This window comes from Mesobacillus selenatarsenatis SF-1, from assembly GCF_000813125.1.
Classification (GTDB): domain Bacteria; phylum Bacillota; class Bacilli; order Bacillales; family Cytobacillaceae; genus Mesobacillus; species Mesobacillus selenatarsenatis.
Map to the genome: position 1 here is coordinate 32,630 of NZ_BASE01000079.1, position 21,116 is coordinate 53,745.

Here is a 21,116-nt window from a genome sequence, read left to right on the forward strand (position 1 = left end):
TCCGAACCTGTCCCAAGTTGCTTCGACTTCTGACAGCTTTTCCACTTTTTCCTCCGAACCTGTCCCAAGTTGTTTATACTTAGGAGATGAGGTCCTTTTAATAGATAAAAATAAGACCTGGGACCCCAGGTCTTATTCGTTTTCGGCGAGCTCGGATAAATAGCTCCATCTTTCAATTAGATACTCTAGCTGCTCATTCAACTCTTTCTCTTCATTCACCAGAGCCTCACCCTTTTCAAAATCACTCCCGATACTGGCCATTTCCCCCTGCACTTCCTCAAGGCGGGCTTCTGTACCAGCAATCTTATCTTCAATTTCTGCCCATTCTTTTTGCTCCTTGAAGCTCAGTTTCTTTTTCTTTGTTTTTTCTGTCTGCTCTACCTTTTCCTTCTTTGGCACTGAAGGAGCAGATTCAAGTTTCGGCCGCTTTTCAAGGTACTCTGAGTAATTGCCGTAATGCAGGTCTGTCTGTCCATTGCCTTCCAGTACAAGCAGCAAATCGACGACCTTATCAAGGAAGTAACGGTCATGGGATACCGAGATGACGACACCAGGGTAGTCTTCCAGGTAATCTTCCAATACAGTTAATGTCTGTGTGTCCAAATCATTGGTTGGCTCATCCAGCAGCAGGACGTTAGGTTCTTCCATTAACAGCTTTAACAAATAGAGTCTGCGCTTTTCGCCTCCGGAAAGCTTCCTGATTGGAGTTCCATGTGCATAAGGCGGGAATAGGAATCTCTCGAGCATTTGTGCAGCTGAAATTGTCTTGCCATCAGTAGTTTGGACGATTTCTGCCGTTTCTTTCAGGTATTCAATCACCCGCTTATTTTCGTCCATATCTTCATTTTCTTGAGTATAGTAAGCAATCTTTACGGTTTGTCCGGTGATGATTTCACCGTCATCAAGCATGATCCTGCCTGCGAGAATATTTAGTAAAGTCGATTTCCCTGTCCCATTGCGGCCGATGATTCCCAGCCTGTCCCCGGGTTTCACAAGAAGATTGAAGTGATCCAGAATTACTTTATCTTCGTATTTTTTGGTTGCATCCTTCAGTTCAAGCACCTGTTTGCCCAGCCTGCTGCCACTCAAAGAGATGTCGAGTTTTTCAGAAGACTTCACATTTGACACTTCATCATCCAGTTTGTCAAAACGCTGGATGCGAGCCTTCTGTTTGGTTGTCCTCGCCTTAGCCCCGCGCCTGATCCACTCGAGTTCCTGTCTGAACAAATTTTTCTTCTTTTCAAGTGTTGCGGCTTCGTTCTCCTCTCGGGTCGCCTTGGCTTCGAGGAAACTGGCATAGTTGCCTTTATAGCTATAAAGATTTCCACCATCAAGTTCAAAAATCCTGTTCGTCACTCTGTCAAGGAAATAACGGTCATGGGTAACGAGCAGAAGTGATCCCGAATATCTGGATAAATAATCTTCAAGCCATTTTACCGTCTCATAATCAAGATGGTTCGTGGGCTCATCCAGAATCAGCAAATCTGGAGATTCAATCAAAACCTGAGCTAGTGCGACACGTTTCTTTTGGCCGCCGGATAGTTCACCCATTTTTTTGGTGAAGTCAGAAATCCCAAGCTGCATGAGTATGGATTTGGCGGCAGTATTCGCATCCCAGCCATCAGAACTATCCATTCTCCGTTGCAAGTCATAAAATCTTTCCTGAAGTCCTGGATCATCAGGTTTTTTGCCCAATTCAGAGAGAATAATCTCATAATCTCTCATCAGCTTCAAGATTGGAGCGTCACCGCTGAAAACTTGATCAAGAACCGTTTTGTCATGTTCCATTTCAGGCTGTTGGGATAAAAATGAAATTTTATAGTCTTTCGCAAAGATTATATCGCCTGAATCAGCCTGGTCGATGCCTGCCACAATTTTAAGCAAAGAAGATTTTCCTGTTCCATTTACACCGAGCAAACCGACTCTTTCACGCTCGCCTATTGTAAAAGAAATCCCATTAAAAAGCTCTTTTTCTCCGTATGTTTTCGTCACGTTTTCAATCGTGATCATTTTCATGCATTACCATTCCATTCACTGTAAAATTGATCTAGGAAAGTCTCCATGAACTGGTGTCTTTCCTCAGCAAGTTGTCTCGCTTGCTCCGTATTCATTTTATCTTTAAGCTTCAATAGCTTCTCGTAAAAATGATTGACCGAAGAACTGTCGCCATTCCTGTATTCTTCTACCGTCATTTTTCCCCTGACATTAAGGTCAGGCTCGTAAATCGGATGGCCTTTCTTTCCGCCGAAGGCAAACGTCCTTGCAATCCCGATCGCACCAAGGGCATCGAGACGGTCGGCGTCCTGAACAATCTCCGCTTCGATACTATCGAGCTCAATCACCCTGCCGCCTTTATAGGAAACTGTTTCGATACAACCCTTTATCCTTGATGAGATTTCGCTATCTAATTGTATTCTTTGTAAAAATGAATCTAGTTTCATCCATCCGGCTTCTTCCGATTCATTCAATTTATCATCTGGAATGTCGTGGAGCAAGGCGGCCATTTCAATGATGAACCAGTCACCCTGCTGTTCTTTGCTCCATATCAGTCTGGCGTTCTTCCTGACTCTGTCAATATGGTGCCAGTCATGTCCCGAAGAATCCTTGCCAAGCTCATTTTTGACAAAATCCTCAGCCATTGCTATTTTATCTCTCATATCCTGCACCTACTTTCCTACCGAACTCATTTTACCATATATAGTGATGAGAGATAGCTGGATAAATATTAGGAAGCGTAAAATGCAGGCAGTACTATTACCTTTGTTTAATAACAGCCTGTCTATAGAACACTTTCTCCAGGTTCTGCTCTTTGTTTGTCCGTTAGAGGCATAATATCCAAACATTCTCTATAAGTTACCGAAGTAAGTCAATTGGCTCTTTTTTGCCGGACCAAAAGAAAAAGTGCCAAATTGGCACTTATGCATCTGCATTATTCCAGCTAATCCCGATTGTATGTTCACCAGCATGTACACCGATTACGGCTCCGATCGGACAACTGAGGAAACGGATATCCGGAAATCTTGCTTCGAGCAGGCTCTGCCATTCGTCTGCAGCCTCTTTATGCAGGCCGTAGAGAATGTACACTTCCTTAACTCCATATTTCTCGTGAGATTGGCTTAAATAATTGAATATTTTCTCGCGGGCTTTATTATCACTTCGGACCTTTTCTTTTGTATTCAAAGCGCCATCTTCAATACTGATGATAGGTTTGATATTTAGCATGCTTCCGAGATAGAATTGCATGCCTGACATACGGCCGCTTCGATGCAGCTGCTCAAGACTCCCGATCATGACATAGGTTTCATTGGATTCACGGATGATTTCCAGCTTCTCCTTGATTTCATCGACTGATGCTCCCTGTTCAGCTAATGCTATTCCTTTTTTTAATAGAGACGTCAATGGATATGTGAGAATTTTAGAATCAAAGGTAATGACAGGAATGTTAACATCCTGTTCAGCCTGTACACTTGAGGCAACTGTGCCGCTCAGCTTGGATGAGATCAGGACTGAGAATACGAGGTCATAATCTTTTTCAAGCTTGTTATAAAGTTCCATAAAGACTCCCACAGGCGGCTGTGAGGTTTTAGGAGGTGTTTTTACCGATTTTAATCTTTTATATAGCTCTTCTGCAGTCAGATCTTTTCCATCAAGGTATTCTACATCATCCAAAACAATGGTCATTGGTACTTGATATACATCAGGATGGTTCTTTAACTCTTCATCCAGATAGGCTGTACTATCAGTAACCCAGGCGATTTTCTTCAAACAATCTCCCCCTATTTCACTTTTTCAGTTCTATTGAATATCGTGGTCATTAGTTATCCGCCAATTCCCCTTTAACAAGTGACAGAAATGCTTGTACAAATCCTACGATACCTTCACCACAATTAGAACTTTTATATTATATGTTTAAATCTATCTGTTAATAGACTATTCTGAAAACAACACAGAAATTCCTGCCTCGGAGACAGGAATTATTATTCACTCAATAATTTTTTTGATTTTTTCCAGTGAAGATATCATATAATCCACCATTTCTGATAAATCGTCAATCTGTTCTTCATACACAAGACGGTTGAAGGAAACCTGCACATGGCTTTTGATAGTTGGTTTATCTCCCAGTGGGTCAAGCAAGGCGGTTTGCACTATCACCCGATCTCTTCCCCATATTTCTTCAAGCCCTTTATGAACTTCCTTAAAAACAACCATTTCATTTTTATGATGAATTGAGAAAGAAATATTCACTTTACACCCTGCAAGCTGTTTGGCTTTCACACTTTCCAATAGCTCCGCAGAGAGGTTCTCCAATCCGGCCTCAATGTTCATAATTGCCGATAAAAGATTCGGTTCATAACCTGTTTTAGTGAATGAAATTTCATATTTACGCGACAGCTTGGCTGCATTAATCCAGTCATTGCGGTCAATCACAATAATTTCCCCGCTCAAATCCCTGTCATATATATCGCCTTCAGTTACGACTTTGATGTTTTCATAAGCTGTCGGGTCAAACAAAAGTTTCCACTCCTTTCACCAGCCATAATCATGCCTTTTTACCAAAATTAAAAAATGGTCAGCCCAATGTTATGCACAACGTCGCGCCTGATAGAAAAACAATCTCACGTCGACACTATGCCTGGCAGAACTGACCAAGGTTTTGTTTTACTTAGAACAATCCAACCGCGTTGCCCTCTTCATCAACATCCATATTCAATGCTGCTGGAAGCTTAGGCAATCCAGGCATTGTCATGACTTCACCCGTCAATGCAACGATAAATCCTGCACCTACTGATGGCTTCAGTTCCCTTACTGTGATAGTGAATCCTGATGGCCTGCCTAGTTTCTGGGGATCATCCGATAATGAATACTGCGTTTTAGCCATACAGACAGGCAGCAAACCCCAGCCAAATCCGTCAAAGTCAACGAGCTGCTTCTTCGCTTTCGGTGAAAACTCAACTCCATCCGCACCATATACCTGTGTGGCAATCGTCTTGATTTTATCCTCCAGTGAATCGGACAGATCATAAAGATGGGCAAATGTATTTTCACTTTTTTCAATAACATCAAGAAGTCTCTCTGCAAGCTCTACTCCTCCGTCGCCGCCCTTTTCCCATACTTCAGTCAAGGCAACCGGGATTCCTGCATCCTCACACATCTCTTTCAATGTATTTGTTTCAAGCTCTGTATCTGTTATAAATCGATTAATCGCAACTACATATGGCAAGCCAAAGCTTGCAATCGTCTCAACATGCTTTTTCAGATTCGTGAATCCATCTCTTAATGCTTTAACATCCTCGTTGACCAATTCAGTTTTCTTCATGCCACCATGCATTTTCAGAGCGCGGATGGTTGCCACAATCACCACAGCTGAAGGATCGATTCCGGCTGTTCTTGCTTTGATATTCAAGAACTTCTCGGCTCCAAGGTCGGCACCGAATCCAGCTTCTGTAACGACAAAATCCGCAAGCTTGGACGCAGCCTCGGTCGCGATGACACTGTTGCATCCATGTGCGATATTAGCAAATGGACCACCATGGATCAATGCCGGAGTGTGTTCGATCGTCTGGACAAGATTTGGCTTGACTGCTTCCTTCAATAAAAGAGTCAAAGCCCCTTCTATTCCTAGGTCGCCCACCGTAACAGGCTGCTTGTCATAATTATAAGCAACAACCATCTTTGAAAGACGCAGTTTCAAATCCTTCAGGTCACTTGCAAGGCAAAGGACAGCCATGATCTCAGACGCAACCGTAATATCGAAGCCGTCCTCACGAGGAACTCCCTGCATTGGCCCGCCAAGTCCAACGATCACTTTTCTTAGTGCACGGTCATTCAGGTCTAGCGCACGCTTCCAGACAATCCTGCGCTGGTCAATGTTCAGCTTGTTTCCTTGCTGCAGATGATTATCAATCAAAGCAGCCAGGGCATTGTTTGCGGTTGTAATCGCATGCAGGTCACCCGTGAAGTGAAGATTGATATCCTCCATCGGAAGCACCTGTGCGAAACCTCCGCCTGTTGCGCCGCCTTTGATCCCCATAGTTGGTCCTAGAGAAGGCTCACGCATAGCAATCATTGTTTTTTTACCAAGCTTGTTCAATGCATCTGCAAGTCCGACTGTCACAGTTGATTTCCCTTCCCCAGCAGGCGTAGGATTAATCGCTGTAACAAGAACAACCTTGCCACTCTCTTTTGTTTTTAATTTAGCCAAAGCTTCAGAAGACAGCTTCGCCTTATACTTTCCAAACAGCTCAATATCATCGGCATCCAGGCCAATGCTTGCTGCAATATCAACAATCGGTTTCATTTTACTGTCACGAGCAATTTCAATATCTGACTTAACTTGAATATTTGTTCCCATTTCCAATCCCCCCAGATATTCTCTATATGCTTACCATCTTATATTTTACCATCAGAGAAATACTATCAGGCAAAAAATATTCATTTGTCATAAAATTTCCTCTTTAGTCAATTGCTCCACAAAAGAATTCAGACTATAATAAAAATTATTAATTTTAGTTTTCCAAAAGGGAGGTTATACTTTGCCAATAAAAATCCCGCTGCATCTGCCAGCGAAAGAAATACTTGAAAAAGAAAATATTTTTATCATGGATGACAGTCGAGCTGCCAAACAGGATATCCGGCCGTTGAATATATTGATTCTGAATTTAATGCCCGAAAAAGAAAAAACAGAAAGACAGCTGCTGCGGCTTCTCGGAAATACGCCACTCCAGGTGAACATTACTTTTCTAAAGACCGCTACATACGATGCAAAAAATACGTCACAATATCATCTTGAAGAGTTTTATCAGACCTTCAATCAAGTAAAAGAAAAGAAATATGACGGCATGATTATTACCGGTGCCCCAATTGAGCTGATGGAATTTGAGGAAGTACACTACTGGGATGAATTGAAGGAGATCCTCGACTGGACTGAACGGAATGTCACGTCCACATTGCACATATGCTGGGGAGCACAGGCCGCTTTATATCATCACTATGGCATAAATAAATTCGTCCTTGCCAGGAAGTGCTCAGGCGTATTCACCCACAGAGTCCTTGACCATACCGAAAAGCTTCTAAGAGGGTTCGACGATGAATTCATTGCTCCTCATTCAAGGAATACTGATATTTCCAAAGAGGCATTGCAAAACCATCCACAGCTTAAGCTATTGGCCTCATCAGATGAAGCAGGCGCCTTGATAATTTCCAGCAAAGACAGCAGAAGAATCATGATTACCGGCCACCTTGAATATGAAGCCACAACACTTGCGGAAGAATACTTAAGAGATAAGGAAAAAGGCATTGAAATTGTCATGCCAGAAAACTATTTCCCACAGGATAATCCTGATAAAAAACCGGCAAACCGCTGGAGGTCACATGCCCATCTGTTCTTTTCCAATTGGCTGAATTATTATGTATATCAGGAAACTCCTTATGAATGGGATTAGAAAAGGTATCGATTGATTCGATGCCTTTCTCTTTTGTTCTATTGAAAATTAAAATAGTTGTATTGATGGCTTTCCCAAATGAGCGGTGTTTCTTTTTTAAGAAATACACCTTCAAATTTAGTTCCATTTAGACAATCCAGGTTATCTTCTTTCGTAAAGAATACCATTGAGGCTTCATCAAAGTAACATGTAAAGACGAATTCCTTGTGTTCATCCATTAGGAGTATCGGACCTGAACAGAGGAATAGTTTTTGATTATGGCTTAATTCTTTTAACTCAAAATCCCCTTCTCCCTCTAACAGTTTATTGTATATAACTTTTGTTGCTCCTTTGGAGACCAGGACCTTTAACATGTCATCAATCAATAGGACAGAAAATTGGTCCTCATATGGAAAGAACAAGTCTGGCTCGATAGCTCTCTGTATTCTCTCGACCAAATCCATCCTTTGGTACAATTTAACACCACAACCGCCAGTCACATATGCTTTTACTCCGATTGAAACATCAGATATCTTGTCCAGACAGGTTCTATTCTTAATTTCCTTCCAACTTACCGGGGAGGCAAAACGGTAAACTTCCTCATCACTTGGTGCAACAATAGAATTCCAGCCAGGTTCCATCTTAAAAAAAGGATAAAACACCACTGCGGCAGTCCTGTATCCTTCCGGAAGTAATTCTATTATCGGATCCTTATCCGGCTCTTTACCTATTGGATAAAAAAACTTTATAGACATGAAGCTTTCCCTCTCTTAACTTTGCGGAGCATAATAGACCTCTTCAAAAGGCTGGACGACGACGAAGCCTTCTCCGCTGAATTTCATCTGGATTGACTCACCGCTTCCACGGCCGAGGAATGTTTTGAATGAAATATCTGTTACGAATTCCGGCTGGAGATTGCCAGACCAGGCTACGGTTGCGTTTGGGTCTGTGTATACAGGGTTATCTGGAGTTACAATCAGGGTCAGTGGCTCATAATGAGATGTGATTGCCACCATACCAGCACCCTCGAGACGGACATTGAACAACCCTCCCGAAAGCATACCGGCAACCCGGCGCATTAGCTTGATATCCCAGCTGATGGAAGACTCAAAGGCCAGCAGGTCATTCCCGTTTACAAAAATAGCTTCATTTTGCAAATGCAAGATTGATATTTTCTTTCCCTGGTCAGCCAAATAAAGCTTTCCATTTCCATTTGCTTTCATTAGTGAAGTACCTTCACCTGTTAATGCCTTTTTGAACATCTTGCCGATTCCGTGTTCAAGCACGCCCTCGCGTTCAAATTTGATCTGGCCGCGATAGGAAACCATCGCTCCAGCTTTTGACCATACCTGGCCATTCAAATTGATTTCCAGCATTCTCGGTGTTTCCAACTCAAATAGCCCTTCCCCTTTATCCTGCTGCTTTGTGTTGCTCACAAACTCCTCGATAGAATAACGACTCATGATTATGCCTCCTTATTTTATAACCTGGAACATGAAAACCCACATAAACGACAATGACTGCTGTAGTTCTACAGGCAATGAACCATGCGGAAGCTGTTCAGCCGCCTTTTTAAACACCCCGAACTCACCTGTTTTTCTCCAGCCATTTTCCAGCGCCAGCCTCTCGAACTCCCATGGCATGATCGTATTACAGATTACCTCTTCTCCATAAAGTCTACTGAAGCTGTTCGACCTTGGGCCTGCAGTTGGTCCAAGGATGCTAATGCAGGCATATCCATCCGGCTTGAGGATCCGAGCCATTTCTTTTAAAGATTCATAGGGATGGTTCGTCCATTCTATTGAATTAATTGCCATGACCGCATCAAAATGATTATCTGGGCTTTCGCAATCCGATAGATTACCCTTTCTAAAAATACAATCTTCATTCCGCGGATTCTGCCTGGCTCTCTCAAGCATCTCCTCAGATACATCGATTCCGGTAACCACATAGCCTGCTTCCACCAATTTTTCTGAGCCTGTTCCATCTCCGCAGCCTAAATCACAAACCATGGAACCGGTTGGTACAAACCGCTTGATGAATGGCACTATATCCTTTCGGCTTCCTGTTTCCCACATTCCTCTGCTTCTCGAATTCCAAAAGTCAGCTCTACTGTCCCAGTGTTTTTCGGATTCTAATTCCCAATCGAAGGTATCCATAAGCTCACCTGCCTAATTTTAAATTCCTATAATAGTTATTTCGTTACAGAAGAAGGAATTCCTCTTAAGTTTATTTTTCCTTAAAAAGTGCAAGACTAGGAGGGTGAAAGGAGTGATCAAATTTGGAACAAGAAGAATTGGTTGCTATACATAAAAATAACTCTGGTGAAATCATCAGTTTCCAGACATCGAGCGGAAGGATAATATCCTATCGCAAAGCCTTGCTGGAAGCTAGTACAGGAACAATTTCAGGTGTGAATATCAATGAAGGTGCGAATGGAACGAATTCATTAGTTTCAGCAGACGGATCCGGCTTTGAACAATATCCCGATATTTACTAAGGCAGAACAAAAAGCGCAAGCGCCTCGTTCAGCCCCGACAAGCGCTGGAGGGCCGACCAGTGAAGTCGTTCTTTGACTTCATTGGGCGGACCGAAGCGACTCGAGGGGCTAGGCGCTGGAGCTGGATTAAGAAAACTCGTATAGTTACCCGCATTGAAATTATTTTATAATTTCCTAGTAAACGAAAAAACACCTGACAAATTGTCAGGTGTTTGGTGGTTTAGTCTTCGTCATTCTGTTTTTGGATTGCCCTTAATTCTTGAACCCGCGATTTATCTTCTTCAAAGAACTGTACAAGGTCTCCAATCCTGTCGATTGCATCCCAGCTTAAATGATGTTCAATTCCCTCGACATCATTATAGATATTCTCATCCTTTACGCCGATTACTTTTAATAATTGTTCCAGTAATTCATGACGGTCAACCAGCCTTTTGCCGGTTTTGAATCCTTTTGGAGTCAGCACAAGACCCCGATATTTCTCGTAAACAACGAATTGATCTTTATCCAGCTTCTGGACCATTTTTGTTACTGAGGAGGGATGGACCGATAATGCCTCTGCGATATCCACTACTCGGGCATATCCTTTTTGTTCTATTAAAATAAATATTTGTTCTATATAATCTTCCATACTAGGTGTTGGCATCCCATGACCTCCAATGCTTAAACAATAGCCATATTAAAGTTTACTATAGAAGGACAGGGGTGACAAGGCGCTATCCACCTTGATTGACTGGCTGTCCAGCTATATCGAACTTCAGCTTATTTTCTTCTCCATCCCAATATAGCTTCGCGTTGAAGGTTTTTTCCTTGCTCTGGAACCCTTCAATCACATCAGTGCTACCCTCTGCCAGCAGCATCTTGATATTCTTTTGCGTTACTGTTTTGCCAAGGATTTGTTTGGAGAGAGTGAAGTTACATTTTGTTTTCTGATAGTTTGAACAACCATAGAATGTTCCTTTGTCCACAACCATGCCATCACACTTTTTACATTTACCAAGGTTTGTACTCCGTCTTGAACGGCCGCCCTTTTTCCCGGGCACGAATGCGTTTGAAAGTTCTTCGGAAAAAGTCCAGCCTGAGGAGCCTTCAGAGGTTTCAGACACTAGATGTTTAATCATTTTTGAAGTCTGCTCGATGAACTGCTTGGGCGAAGCCTCTCCCTGCCCTATTTGATGCAGCCTCTGCTCCCATTTCGCTGTCATTTCCGGTGATGCAAGGACTTGTCCACCTACGGCCGTGACGAGTATTTTTGCTTTGGCTGTCGCATATACGAGGTTTTTGCGGACTTCAATATACGCCCTGTCCTTAAGCATCGTAATGATTCCCGCTCTCGTCGCTTCAGTTCCCAGTCCTTCAGCTTTCATCAGAACCTTTTCAAGTTCCTTATCTTCAATATGCTTTCCTGCCGTCTTCATTAGGGTAATCAGCTGGCCCTCAGTCAGCCTCTTTGGCGGCTGTGTCTTGCTTTCCTTTACCTCGGACTTCAAGACAGTTCCGGTTTCACCCTGCTGGACAGCAGGCAGCTCCGGTTCTTTATCTGAGTCTTTTTGCGGGAGCACTTTCTTCCAGCCCTCATCCAGCTGGACTTTCCCCTTCGATATAAACTCAGCTCTTCCCTCCACGACGGTCTTAATGGTTGTATATTCCGCGATGTATGGTCCGTAATGGGCTGCAATCAGTGTCCTTGCCAGCAAGTCATATAATTTCAGCTCATCTCCAGACAGCCTGCTTAGATTTGGAACTTGTTCAGTCGGGATGATGGCATAGTGATCTGTGACTTTTTTTTCATTAACGTAGCGTTTATTATTTTCAATCGATGAATTTGGTAATGGAAAAAGCGGCTGATAATCAGGGTTAGCCTGCAGTTTACTTAAAATGGCAGAAAAACCCTCTGCTTCTCCTGGCGTTACATACCTCGAGTCAGAACGCGGATAGGATACAATTCCCCTTTGATATAATCCTTGTAAGATGTCCAGCGTCTTTTTTGGCGACATTTTAAAACGGCGATTTGCTTCCGCCTGGATTGCAGAAAGATTATAAAATAGCGGTGGCATGAATTCTTTTTTCTCAGAGGTAACTTCTGCGGCTTCAGCAGTTTTCCCGTCGCAAAAAGCAGCAATTTTCTCAGCCATTTCCTTCGTTTTGATCCGTGTATCACCGTCTTTTTCCCATTTGCCACTGTATTTCTTGCCATTGATATTAAATTTTGCGAATACTTCCCAAAATGGTTCCGATACGAAATTTTCGATTTCTAGCTCTCTTTTCACAATCAAAGCGAGAGTAGGTGTCTGTACCCTTCCGACAGAAAACACATCTGAATAGCCTTTCTTCTGAAGCAGAAGCGTGTACAGTCTGGATGCATTCATGCCGACAACCCAGTCAGCACAAGAGCGAGTATATGCTTCAAAATACAAATTCTTTGTATCTGATTCATTCAAAAGGTTTTGGAAACCCTCCTTTATCGCTTTCGGCGTCAGCGAAGAGATCCACAATCTTTTCATCGGCTTCATACAATTGGCAAGGCGGAGGATGTTCCTGATGATTAGTTCACCTTCACGTCCGGCATCGCCTGCATGGATTATTTCAGAGACCTGCGGATCGGTAGCAAGCTTTTTTATGATTTGGAATTGCTTTGCTTTAGATTTGACGACTTCATACTTGAAATTTTCGGGTATGATCGGCAATGTATCCAGCGACCATTTTTTCCAGCCCGGATTGTATTGCTCGGGTGCTGACAATTCTGTTAAATGGCCGATTGCCCAAGAAACGTAAGCACCTTTAGGGAATATTTCATTGGGAAGGATTTCGATAAATCCATCCCTTTTTTTCATTTTAAATACGGAGGCCAGCGTTCTGCCCTGGTCAGGCTTTTCCGCAACAATCAATTTCATATTTTCCTCCTGAAAATCTTTTATCTGAGCGTACTTTTTAAACCTCGCATTCTATTTTATCTTTTTTTCGACAAAAGCGTAAAGGACTTTTATTGCTGCTTCCCGTACATTCAATATTGGAACGTATATTGGTACCAGCTTAAAAAAATTAAACAGGCAGCTGAATGATCAGCTGCCTTAAAGATATTAATCCTCGAATGGCTCAACGATGTTGTTGTCATTAATGTACCATCGATTCCTGTTAACGACTGCTGAAACGGTTAAGATCAGCGAAGGAACCTTTTCTATCCGGACCACGATTGCCCCGACCAGCTGCTGGAAAATCACGAAGGATTCCCCATGGCTGAATCCCGCCCACTGGGGACCCATGATGGCAATGGAGCGGATAATTTCTTCCTTTTCTGTTTGCTCAAGTGAAAGATGCGGAGAAAAAATGATAATCCAATCCTCATCACCTATCGAAAAGCGGTACATGCCCTCACCCTTTTAATTCATCATCATTGACTATTAAAAAGATATGAACTGCGTCTGCAGATTATACCCCTACGATTGAATCATTTAGAACTCGAGAGATCCTCAACCCACGATTCAGCCGCAAATCGACAAGTGTATCCCCGGTTTTAATCAATGCCCTTAACGGCTCGAATGGGTCAACCATCAAGATTGTCCCCTCTTCACCGTCGCTAAGGAGAACACGCCTTCCGACAAGACTGTCCATGATCCTGTACAGGAAAACGAGCATGATTTTGGGATCAAATTTTCCGAATACATCGTTTTGCATCTGGGATATGACAATATGAAAAGGCTCTGCCTGATGATAAACCCTTGAAGATGACATGGCATGGTATACGTCTGCTATTGCGACGATCTTTGCAAGCTCGTCTATCTTTTCGCTGCGCAAGCTGAACGGATAGCCTCCACCATCCTCACGCTCATGGTGTTGAAGAGCAATCAGTGCGACTCTTTCATTTAGTTCCGGAATATCCTTTAACATCCGGTATCCGTATACTGTGTGGCGTTTCATTTCGATGTATTCTTCCTGTGTCAGCCTGCCTGGCTTGTTCAGGATGTTGACAGGGATACGAGCTTTCCCAATATCATGGAGTGTCGCTCCCAGAGTTAGATCATTCAATTCTGATTGGTCTAGATTGAGCCATTTCCCTATCAATGTGGAGATGATGCCAACACAGACTGTGTGTCTGTAGGTATACTCATCTTGTGCCTTCAGCTCATAGAAAAGATGATAGATATGGGGAATTTTCGCCGCCTGCCTGATTACAGGCAGGATATCATTCTTGATTTCACCAACAGGGACAACTCCTGTCTTTGCAACAATATCGAATATCTCTTCCATTTGCCTGGAGGCATCATCGATTTTCTTTGAAATATTAACAAGCTTTTTATTTACTGCTATCTGAGGTGTGTGGTCCTGAATGGCATTGCCATTCCTGATTGTATCCAATAATGCATCAATTTGATGATCAGTTAAGGACGTGAACACGGATGGAGTGGTCTTCTTCATTAGTACCCTCCTCTGAAGCTTTAATTGACTTGTAGATTTAATGTCTTTTTTTGCTCTCTATTTACGTTTCAAGCAAAATTAAATAAAGTATTAATAAGAGAATAATAACAAATTTTTCCGGAAATAGGAACAAAAGCGAGGTGAATGTCGATTTTTTTCAAATTAACAAAATTTTAAGATTATTTAGTTTGTAATACGCTTACATTCTTGACTGATTGAATCCCAATATTGTATATTTAAGACATCATTTAATAAAATATATTTGCCATGTCAAAATTGCGGGTGTATAGATTAGATGATAATATTCAACTTTGGCACATATTTTGTGTCGCGAAAGACATGGGAGGAAAGTTTAACATGCAAAACGGTAAAGTAAAATGGTTCAACAATGAAAAAGGTTTCGGATTCATCGAAGTAGAAGGCGGAGACGATGTATTCGTTCACTTCTCAGCTATCCAGGGCGACGGCTACAAGTCACTAGAAGAAGGTCAAGAAGTTTCTTTTGAAATCGTTGAAGGAAACCGTGGACCACAAGCTGCTAACGTAGTAAAACTATAATTAAAAAAGTTGAAGGCTGGCGCCAGGCGCCAGCCTTTTTTGATTTATATAATTTAGTTGTGAATACCAACTTTGAATCAGCCTTATGGACATTTTGGCTTAGAACTCATTCTGAAGTGTCCATTAAATGCACTTTCCTAGACATTTTGACTTCGAACTCATGTTGAAATGTCCATTAAATGCACTTTCTTAGACATTTCGGTTTGGAACTCATGCTGAAATGTCCATTAAATGCACTTTCTTAGACATTTCGGTTTGGAACTCATGCTGAAATGTCCATTAAATGCACTTTCTTAGACATTTCGGTTTGGAAATCATGCTGAAATGTCCATTAAATTACGTTCATGGACTTTTCGGCTTTGAATGTCTTTAATCGTGAATCACACTAAAGTTTTTGTCCGCACTTTTTTATTTTTTCGCCAACGGTGCATTCATTTATGCAGAACCGGTGGGCAGCCCTTTTTCCGTGTTCTTGCCGATGATGCTTTTTCAGGAAGCATCCATTGCAATATGTATTAAGCAATGTCTCTACCTCAGCAAGGATTTTAGTACGCGTCAATCTATTCCCGCCTTTCCTCCTGGTTATAATATTTGCATCTTACTGTTGATCATTTTACCCTGCAATGCCTGTGTGGCCAGTTTATCCGCTTCTTTATTTTCTTTCCTGCCTACAGGATTGTATTTCGGATACAATCCAAGTTCCTTGATCTTATTCTCGATTCTGTCAAGCCAGCGGTTTAGGGTTTCTTCATAGCAAGGCCACTCCCCTTCGAGTTGCTTCAAAACAACCTGGGAATCACCTTTTATATCGCAGGTCATGTTTCGGACACCCATTTCTTCAAGGATAGTAAGGGCAAAATATAGAGCAGCGTATTCTGCTTCATTATTCGTTTCAAGTTCATCGAAAACTTCATTGGCACGCAGTCTGTACTTCTTCTTTCCTTGTTTGAAGTAGATTATGGTCCCGAGTCCGGCTTTATGATTAAAGTTATCAAAACCACCGTCAAAAAAAACGGTAAGGTCATGAGGTTCTTCTTCTACTTCTTGTAGGAGCTTTCGCATTTCCTTTAATGTCCACGAAGTACCGATTTCATCTATGAAAGAAATTTCACCAGCTCTACCCGATTTTTCTAATTCTTCACCAGCATGCAGCGCATGCTCGCCATCAAGGAAATCAGAGCTGAATAGGATGGGATCAATGCCTTTAGCTTTGTATTCCCACTCCAATTTATATTTCATGACTTCTCCCCCGCTTTCTTCTGTTTTTTCACTCCGCCAAATGGGTTATTTTTAGTTATCTTACCCATTTTCCGAGCACGTTACAATGAAAAAGGGACGATGAAACTGAAATGCTCCTTGTATATTTTTATAAATTTTCACTGCTATTATGATACACTAACTATTATCTGTACAAACCAACTGGGAGTGATCTTTGTTGTTCGAAGTGTATATTGATGGTGCAAGCGCTGGCAACCCTGGTCCAAGCGGTGCTGGCATTTTTATTAAAGGTGAAGGTGAAGTTTTTAGATATTCCATTCCTCTTGGTGTCATGTCCAATCATGAAGCTGAATATCATGCATTTATAAAAGCATTGGAAATCTGCCTTGATAAAGGTTTTAAAGTTGTCTCCTTCAGAACCGATTCACAGCTTGTTAATGCAGCGGTTGAGAAAGAGTTCGTCAAAAATAAACTATATGCCCCCCTATTGGAAAAAGCACTAATGCTTGCCAATCAATTCGACCTCTTCTTCATGAAATGGATTCCATCGAGTGAAAATAAAACAGCTGACGATCTGGCAAGAAAAGCAGTAAGGGACAACAACATGAAAGGAACCGAAAACTAACATGAAAGCATCAACCTTCGCGGATTTAAGCTTACTATTCGTAGCCCTCATCTGGGGCGCAACTTTTGTTCTTGTACAAAATGCAATTTCTTTTCTTGAGCCACAATCTTTCAATGCTGTCCGATTCACCCTGGCAGCAATCCTATTAGGGCTTTGGCTTATGTTTTTTGAAAAAGATCAGCTAAAAAAGCTGGATCGAAAATTAATTTTATCAGGAATAATGCTGGGCTTTTTTCTGTTCATCGGCTATGCATTCCAAACATTAGGCCTGTTGTATACAACCTCATCCAAGACTGGATTTATAACTGGTTTAAGTGTAGTTCTGGTACCATTGCTGATGATCGGGATTTTAAAACAGCGGCCAAGCATCAACTCTATAGCGGGTGTCTCTGCAGCAACTGCAGGTCTTTATCTTTTAACAATGTCAGATGTTTCAGGTCTTAACATTGGAGACGGCTTTGTCCTCATATGTGCAGCCGGTTTTGCTTTGCACATCGTTTTTACCGGAAAATACAGCAGCAGCTATCCAACTCTCCTTTTGACGACAGTCCAAATCTCAACTGTTGCTGCCCTATCTGCAGTATCTTCAGTCCTATTCGAGGATTGGAAAAGGGCATTCAACCCTGAGGTCATTTTTTCGGCGAATGTCATGGTTGCCTTGTTGGTTACATCTATACTTGCAACTGCACTGGCGTTTTTCATCCAGACCAATTTCCAGAAACATACGACTGCTACTCGAGTTGCCTTGATTTTTGCAATGGAGCCAGTCTTTGCGGCCATTACAGCTTACTTCTGGGCCAATGAACGTCTAACATACAGCGCCCTGGTCGGTTGTGCGCTAATTTTTGCCGGGATGGTTTTCGCGGAATTACCTTCTGGCAAATTCGAAAGTTTCATTCGTAAGGTCTTCCCCAAAAAAGAGGCTGATTTCAAAGCATAACGCTTTGAAACCAGCCTTTTCTTATATTTTGTTTATATAATTTCTACTTCGAGAATTGTCCAGCTACAGCGCCTAGCCCCTCGAGTCGCTTCGGTCTTGCCAATGAAGTCAAAGAACGACTTCACTGGCAAGCCCTCCGTGGCACACGATGTGCTAGACCCGCCAGCCACAGGATGTGGCGCTTTTAGGCGGGCAGCGCTTGTCGGGGCTGACCAAGGCGCTTCCGCTTTTCGATCATACGGCCAAAAGTTCGATTTTTTTTACGTACTGCAATGCTGCTTTGCGGGAATGAATTTTATTAGAAGCGAACGTCTCCAGCAACGAGATATAAAAGCTTCCATCAAAACCTTTTTGGGCCAAAAGGGTAATTTCAATGGCTGTATTGGTAAGTTCATCGGTGGAATTCGTATATTGCTGACCGAAATAAATAAAGCCGATGGCATCCTCTCGCAACTGGAACCCTTTGCTTTTCAAATGAAGCAAGTAATCTTCAACTGTCCGCACTGACTGAATCAATCCTCTCTCTTCAAGGCGTCTCTAGTAAAATTTTACCGCAATATCCGAGCTTTTTCTACCGTTTTTTCGTTAAAAGATATCCAGCAAACCCCATCGCCATGCCGAATAGGGCTCCGCCAAGTACTTCTTTGGGCTGATGGCCAAGCATTTCCTTCAATGGATCTGGAGACTTTTCTTCAAACTCTACAGGGTCATCTTCATGGATTTTATCAATTAATTCATCAAGATCATTAACTTTTAAAGTCAGTTCTCCTGTTTGTCTCCTTATCCCCTGCGCATCATACATGACAATTATGCCATACACGAGTGACAATGCGAAGTCAATCGAACGTACACCTTTTGTAAGAGCAACATATGTTGTTAAAGATGACACACCAGCTGAATGCGAGCTGGGCATTCCGCCGCTTGCCAAAAATAAATCTGGTTTCCACTCCTGTGTCTTTGCGTAATGAAACGGTATTTTTAAGGCCTGAGCAAGGCCAATACTTGAAATAGCAATAACTGCGCCTTTATTCATTATCAGTCACCTCCATGTTATTTTGAAGAAAAATGATTGCTTTTATTCTTGTCCGTTCATAATAAAGATTAAGCTGTAATAAGCAGACAACCTATAAAGGTTATTTCTCATTTCTGGACATTTTTAAACAAAAACTTTTCTGGAGGGATCGCTTACTATGAGCAAAAAGGGAAACAGAGGAACAAAGGCACCCGGGGTAAATCCGCAAGGCTACGGACAGGATGCTGAATTTGCTGAGGAACCAAAGTCAAAGCTGGAAAATGCCGCTAAGAAGAAAAATACGAAGTAAGTAAAAAACGGCTGGTATAAAAACCAGCCGTTTCCTTTAAGCATGCAGCGCTTCGTATTCGAACAGTCGGTGCAGCCCTTTAAGTTCAACTTCATTGAACTTGGAAAGAAGCTTTTCCCGGTCAATTTTATATCTGGCGTCCTCCATCTTGCATTCAACAGGTACATCACATTTAATCTCAGCTAGCTGTCTGCTTAAATGAAGCATTTCAAGGTCTGCCTCGATTTTTGCTCGCTGTGATTTTGTCAGTTGATGCAGATTAGCGATGACACCTTCTACATCCCTATGTTCCTGGAGCAGCTTAATAGCGGTCTTTTCACCAATCCCGCGGACTCCAGGATAGTTATCACTAGGGTCTCCCATGAATGCCTTCAAATCGATCATCTGCTCAGGCCAGATACCCTTTTCAGCAAAAAGGCTATTGCGATCGTGGACTAGATAATTGCCATAGCCCTTCTGTAGCAGGATGACAGAAATCCGGTCATCGATCAGCTGGAGAATATCCTTATCACCTGTCAAAATCGTAACCGAATCCACTTCCTTAACCGTCCTGGCAATCGTCCCGATACAGTCATCAGCTTCATAGCCCCGCATGCCAATGTTTGGTACATCCAAGGCTTCCACTACCTCTTTGACAAGATCAAACTGTGGCAGCAGCTCAACAGGTGCCTCAGGTCTATTCGCTTTATAATTGTCGAACATTTCCGTACGGAAGGTTTTACTGCCCATATCCCAGCATACAGCAGTATGTGTAGGCTTGAAATTTGCAACTGCAGTCGCAAAGTGTTTGATGAAACCGTGGATCGCATTTGTAGGGACCCCTTTGGAATTTATCATGAACTGTCCGGAAACAGCTGTTGCGAAGAATGCTCTGAACAACAAAGCCATCCCGTCAACTAGCATTAGAGAAGTTTTATTATTATCCAAGTTGGTACCTCCATTGGGAAAATTTTATTTTAAAAGCTTGATGCCTTATCTTATAAAGTCAACTTTGATATTATAACATAACTCTCGGAGATCCCTTTTATATTCCGAAAATAACGATTAATCAATTAGTGAACTGACGCTGTGGATTGAATCAAAAGAGCCCACTTTTCTTTAAAACTTCCTAGATACTGGATTTTCTCTGTAAGAAACCCAATCGCTGTAGCTTCCGGCATAAAGCCTGACATTCTTAAATCCTGCTTCTTGTAGAGCGATAAAATTCGGCGTAGCTGTCACTCCAGATCCACAATAAACAATGATAGGCTGATTAGGATTAAGTTCTGCAAATCTCTTTTTCTGTTCATCACGAGGCTTAAAAGAACCATTTTCATAGCCTTCCATCCACGGCTTATTGATTGCTGTTGGTATATGGCCAGGAACACGATCGATTGGCTCCTCGATCCCCAGGTACCTTTTACTTTCCCGCGAATCAATAAGGACCGTACTACACGCCCCTTTTAGTGCGATATCTTTCACCTCTTCATAGGAAGCCAGCATTTCATGATTTTCTGCAACGGTGTATTTTGCAGTCTCATAATGTGGTACGGAATGATCAGCTGGATAGCCAGACTTCTCCCATGCATCGAAGCCTCCGTTCAGGATATAGACTTTTTCATGCCCAACGTATTTAAGAAGCCACCATAACCTTGAGGCGAACGCTCCTTCCTTTCCGTCGTAAACAATAACTGTTGTATTATTATCAATCCCGGCATTTTGCAGCCTTTCTTTAAACTGAGTTGTTTCCGGGAGCGGATGTCTGCCACCATGTTCCTTGACTATACCGGACAGGTCTTTTTCCAGATCGAAATAAACCGCACCAGGAATATGACTACGTTCATATAGAAGCCTGCCCTCGTCAGGACTCCCAAGCTTGAAACGGCAATCGACAACTCTTGTATTCTCGTCTCCTAGATGGTCATTAAGCCATTCAGAATCTACATGATTTTGCAAGGGAACCACTCCTCAGTTAGTTTTTTTGGACATCAATTTTTTCACGTGCTCTTTAGGGTCCCAGCAGGAAAATTTATAATGGCTCTTTGTTTCATAGCCAAGCCTGCCACAATGGTAGTTCATTTTGCCATTCAGCTTCTCAGCCTGAAAATTAACACAAGTCGCACATGCATGAAATCTATTA

The 21,116-nt window shown here is 42.2% G+C and carries 24 protein-coding genes; 6 read left to right on the plus strand and 18 right to left on the minus strand.

The features are described 5' to 3' along the window. Positions 1–132: 132 nt before the first annotated feature. The 5 genes from TY49_RS16310 to TY49_RS16330 form a co-directional block, all read right to left on the minus strand. Positions 133–2,016 (minus strand): ABC-F family ATP-binding cassette domain-containing protein, encoded by a 1,884-nt coding sequence (locus TY49_RS16310; protein ID WP_041966968.1) that lies wholly within the window; start codon positions 2,014–2,016, stop codon positions 133–135. Beyond that, positions 2,013–2,657, minus strand: a complete 645-nt coding sequence (locus tag TY49_RS16315) for an HD domain-containing protein (protein ID WP_041966969.1) — start codon at positions 2,655–2,657, stop codon at positions 2,013–2,015. The genes TY49_RS16310 and TY49_RS16315 overlap by 4 nt, the downstream gene beginning before the upstream one ends. A gap of 259 nt (positions 2,658–2,916) precedes the next feature. After that, positions 2,917–3,765 carry a DegV family protein gene (locus tag TY49_RS16320; RefSeq protein WP_041966970.1) on the minus strand — a complete coding sequence of 283 codons (849 nt, stop codon included), beginning with the start codon at positions 3,763–3,765 and terminating at the stop codon, positions 2,917–2,919. A 216-nt stretch (positions 3,766–3,981) separates the two neighbouring features. Continuing rightward, positions 3,982–4,512 carry a hypothetical protein gene (locus tag TY49_RS16325; protein WP_041966971.1) on the minus strand — a complete coding sequence of 177 codons (531 nt, stop codon included), beginning with the start codon at positions 4,510–4,512 and terminating at the stop codon, positions 3,982–3,984. Between the two features lie 151 nt (positions 4,513–4,663). Further along, positions 4,664–6,352 (minus strand): formate--tetrahydrofolate ligase, encoded by a 1,689-nt coding sequence (locus tag TY49_RS16330; RefSeq protein ID WP_041966972.1) that lies wholly within the window; start codon positions 6,350–6,352, stop codon positions 4,664–4,666. A gap of 181 nt (positions 6,353–6,533) precedes the next feature. Between TY49_RS16330 and metA the strand changes: the two genes are divergently transcribed. Further along, the gene (gene metA / locus TY49_RS16335) at positions 6,534–7,442 is read left to right on the plus strand and encodes a homoserine O-acetyltransferase MetA (protein WP_041966973.1); all 909 of its coding nucleotides are present in this window, start codon (positions 6,534–6,536) and stop codon (positions 7,440–7,442) included. 38 nt (positions 7,443–7,480) lie between these two features. Here metA and TY49_RS16340 read toward each other — a convergent pair whose 3' ends face one another. The 3 genes from TY49_RS16340 to TY49_RS16350 are packed head-to-tail and all read right to left on the minus strand — an operon-like array spanning position 7,481 to position 9,580. Further along, complete coding sequence (locus TY49_RS16340; protein ID WP_041966974.1) at positions 7,481–8,176, minus strand: DUF2711 family protein; 696 nt, start codon at positions 8,174–8,176, stop codon at positions 7,481–7,483. Positions 8,177–8,191: 15 nt separating this feature from the next. Beyond that, entirely contained in the window at positions 8,192–8,884 is a 693-nt protein-coding gene (locus TY49_RS16345) for an AIM24 family protein (RefSeq protein WP_041966975.1), read from the minus strand. Between the two features lie 12 nt (positions 8,885–8,896). Beyond that, complete coding sequence (locus TY49_RS16350; protein ID WP_041966976.1) at positions 8,897–9,580, minus strand: class I SAM-dependent methyltransferase; 684 nt, start codon at positions 9,578–9,580, stop codon at positions 8,897–8,899. 122 nt (positions 9,581–9,702) lie between these two features. Here TY49_RS16350 and TY49_RS16355 point away from each other — a divergent pair, with 122 nt between their 5' ends. Beyond that, positions 9,703–9,921, plus strand: coding sequence for a DUF3892 domain-containing protein (locus tag TY49_RS16355; protein ID WP_041966977.1), 219 nt, complete (start codon positions 9,703–9,705; stop codon positions 9,919–9,921). A gap of 220 nt (positions 9,922–10,141) precedes the next feature. Here TY49_RS16355 and mntR read toward each other — a convergent pair whose 3' ends face one another. From mntR to TY49_RS16375, 4 genes are all read right to left on the minus strand, one after another. Continuing rightward, positions 10,142–10,564: a transcriptional regulator MntR gene (gene mntR, locus TY49_RS16360; RefSeq protein ID WP_041966978.1), complete on the minus strand. Its 423-nt coding sequence runs from the start codon at positions 10,562–10,564 to the stop codon at positions 10,142–10,144. A gap of 70 nt (positions 10,565–10,634) precedes the next feature. Then, positions 10,635–12,812, minus strand: a complete 2,178-nt coding sequence (locus tag TY49_RS16365; RefSeq protein ID WP_041966979.1) for a DNA topoisomerase III — start codon at positions 12,810–12,812, stop codon at positions 10,635–10,637. 186 nt (positions 12,813–12,998) lie between these two features. Then, positions 12,999–13,286, minus strand: coding sequence for a hypothetical protein (locus tag TY49_RS16370; protein WP_041966980.1), 288 nt, complete (start codon positions 13,284–13,286; stop codon positions 12,999–13,001). Positions 13,287–13,347: 61 nt separating this feature from the next. Further along, a complete protein-coding gene (locus tag TY49_RS16375) occupies positions 13,348–14,334 on the minus strand; it encodes an HD-GYP domain-containing protein (protein ID WP_041966981.1) in 987 nt (328 codons plus the stop codon). A gap of 357 nt (positions 14,335–14,691) precedes the next feature. Here TY49_RS16375 and cspD point away from each other — a divergent pair, with 357 nt between their 5' ends. Next, on the plus strand, positions 14,692–14,892 hold the full coding sequence (gene cspD, locus TY49_RS16380; RefSeq protein WP_023627628.1) for a cold-shock protein CspD: 201 nt from the start codon (positions 14,692–14,694) through the stop codon (positions 14,890–14,892). Positions 14,893–15,277: 385 nt separating this feature from the next. On the opposite strand, the gene TY49_RS24335 is transcribed toward cspD, so the two are convergent. Together TY49_RS24335 and TY49_RS16385 are read right to left on the minus strand one after the other, a co-directional pair. Further along, a complete protein-coding gene (locus TY49_RS24335) occupies positions 15,278–15,451 on the minus strand; it encodes a zinc-finger domain-containing protein (RefSeq protein ID WP_084135515.1) in 174 nt (57 codons plus the stop codon). Positions 15,452–15,474: 23 nt separating this feature from the next. Continuing rightward, positions 15,475–16,131 carry a reverse transcriptase-like protein gene (locus TY49_RS16385; RefSeq protein ID WP_041966982.1) on the minus strand — a complete coding sequence of 219 codons (657 nt, stop codon included), beginning with the start codon at positions 16,129–16,131 and terminating at the stop codon, positions 15,475–15,477. Positions 16,132–16,327: 196 nt separating this feature from the next. Between TY49_RS16385 and TY49_RS16390 the strand changes: the two genes are divergently transcribed. Together TY49_RS16390 and TY49_RS16395 are read left to right on the plus strand one after the other, a co-directional pair. Continuing rightward, the gene (locus tag TY49_RS16390; protein WP_041966983.1) at positions 16,328–16,735 is read left to right on the plus strand and encodes a reverse transcriptase-like protein; all 408 of its coding nucleotides are present in this window, start codon (positions 16,328–16,330) and stop codon (positions 16,733–16,735) included. 1 nt (position 16,736) lies between these two features. Continuing rightward, a complete protein-coding gene (locus TY49_RS16395) occupies positions 16,737–17,675 on the plus strand; it encodes a DMT family transporter (protein WP_041966984.1) in 939 nt (312 codons plus the stop codon). 234 nt (positions 17,676–17,909) lie between these two features. Here the strand turns inward: TY49_RS16395 and TY49_RS16400 are convergent, their stop codons facing one another. Then, complete coding sequence (locus TY49_RS16400) at positions 17,910–18,191, minus strand: DUF6123 family protein (protein ID WP_232310471.1); 282 nt, start codon at positions 18,189–18,191, stop codon at positions 17,910–17,912. Positions 18,192–18,246: 55 nt separating this feature from the next. After that, positions 18,247–18,708, minus strand: coding sequence for a divergent PAP2 family protein (locus tag TY49_RS16405; protein WP_041966985.1), 462 nt, complete (start codon positions 18,706–18,708; stop codon positions 18,247–18,249). 157 nt (positions 18,709–18,865) lie between these two features. On the opposite strand from TY49_RS16405, the gene sspL reads away from it, so the two are divergent. Continuing rightward, a complete protein-coding gene (gene sspL / locus TY49_RS16410) occupies positions 18,866–18,997 on the plus strand; it encodes a small, acid-soluble spore protein L (protein WP_023627620.1) in 132 nt (43 codons plus the stop codon). A gap of 36 nt (positions 18,998–19,033) precedes the next feature. Here sspL and TY49_RS16415 read toward each other — a convergent pair whose 3' ends face one another. Beyond that, positions 19,034–19,924 carry a 5'-3' exonuclease gene (locus tag TY49_RS16415; RefSeq protein ID WP_041966986.1) on the minus strand — a complete coding sequence of 297 codons (891 nt, stop codon included), beginning with the start codon at positions 19,922–19,924 and terminating at the stop codon, positions 19,034–19,036. Positions 19,925–20,095: 171 nt separating this feature from the next. Continuing rightward, positions 20,096–20,932, minus strand: a complete 837-nt coding sequence (locus tag TY49_RS16420; RefSeq protein WP_041966987.1) for a sulfurtransferase — start codon at positions 20,930–20,932, stop codon at positions 20,096–20,098. Positions 20,933–21,116 lie beyond the last annotated feature (184 nt).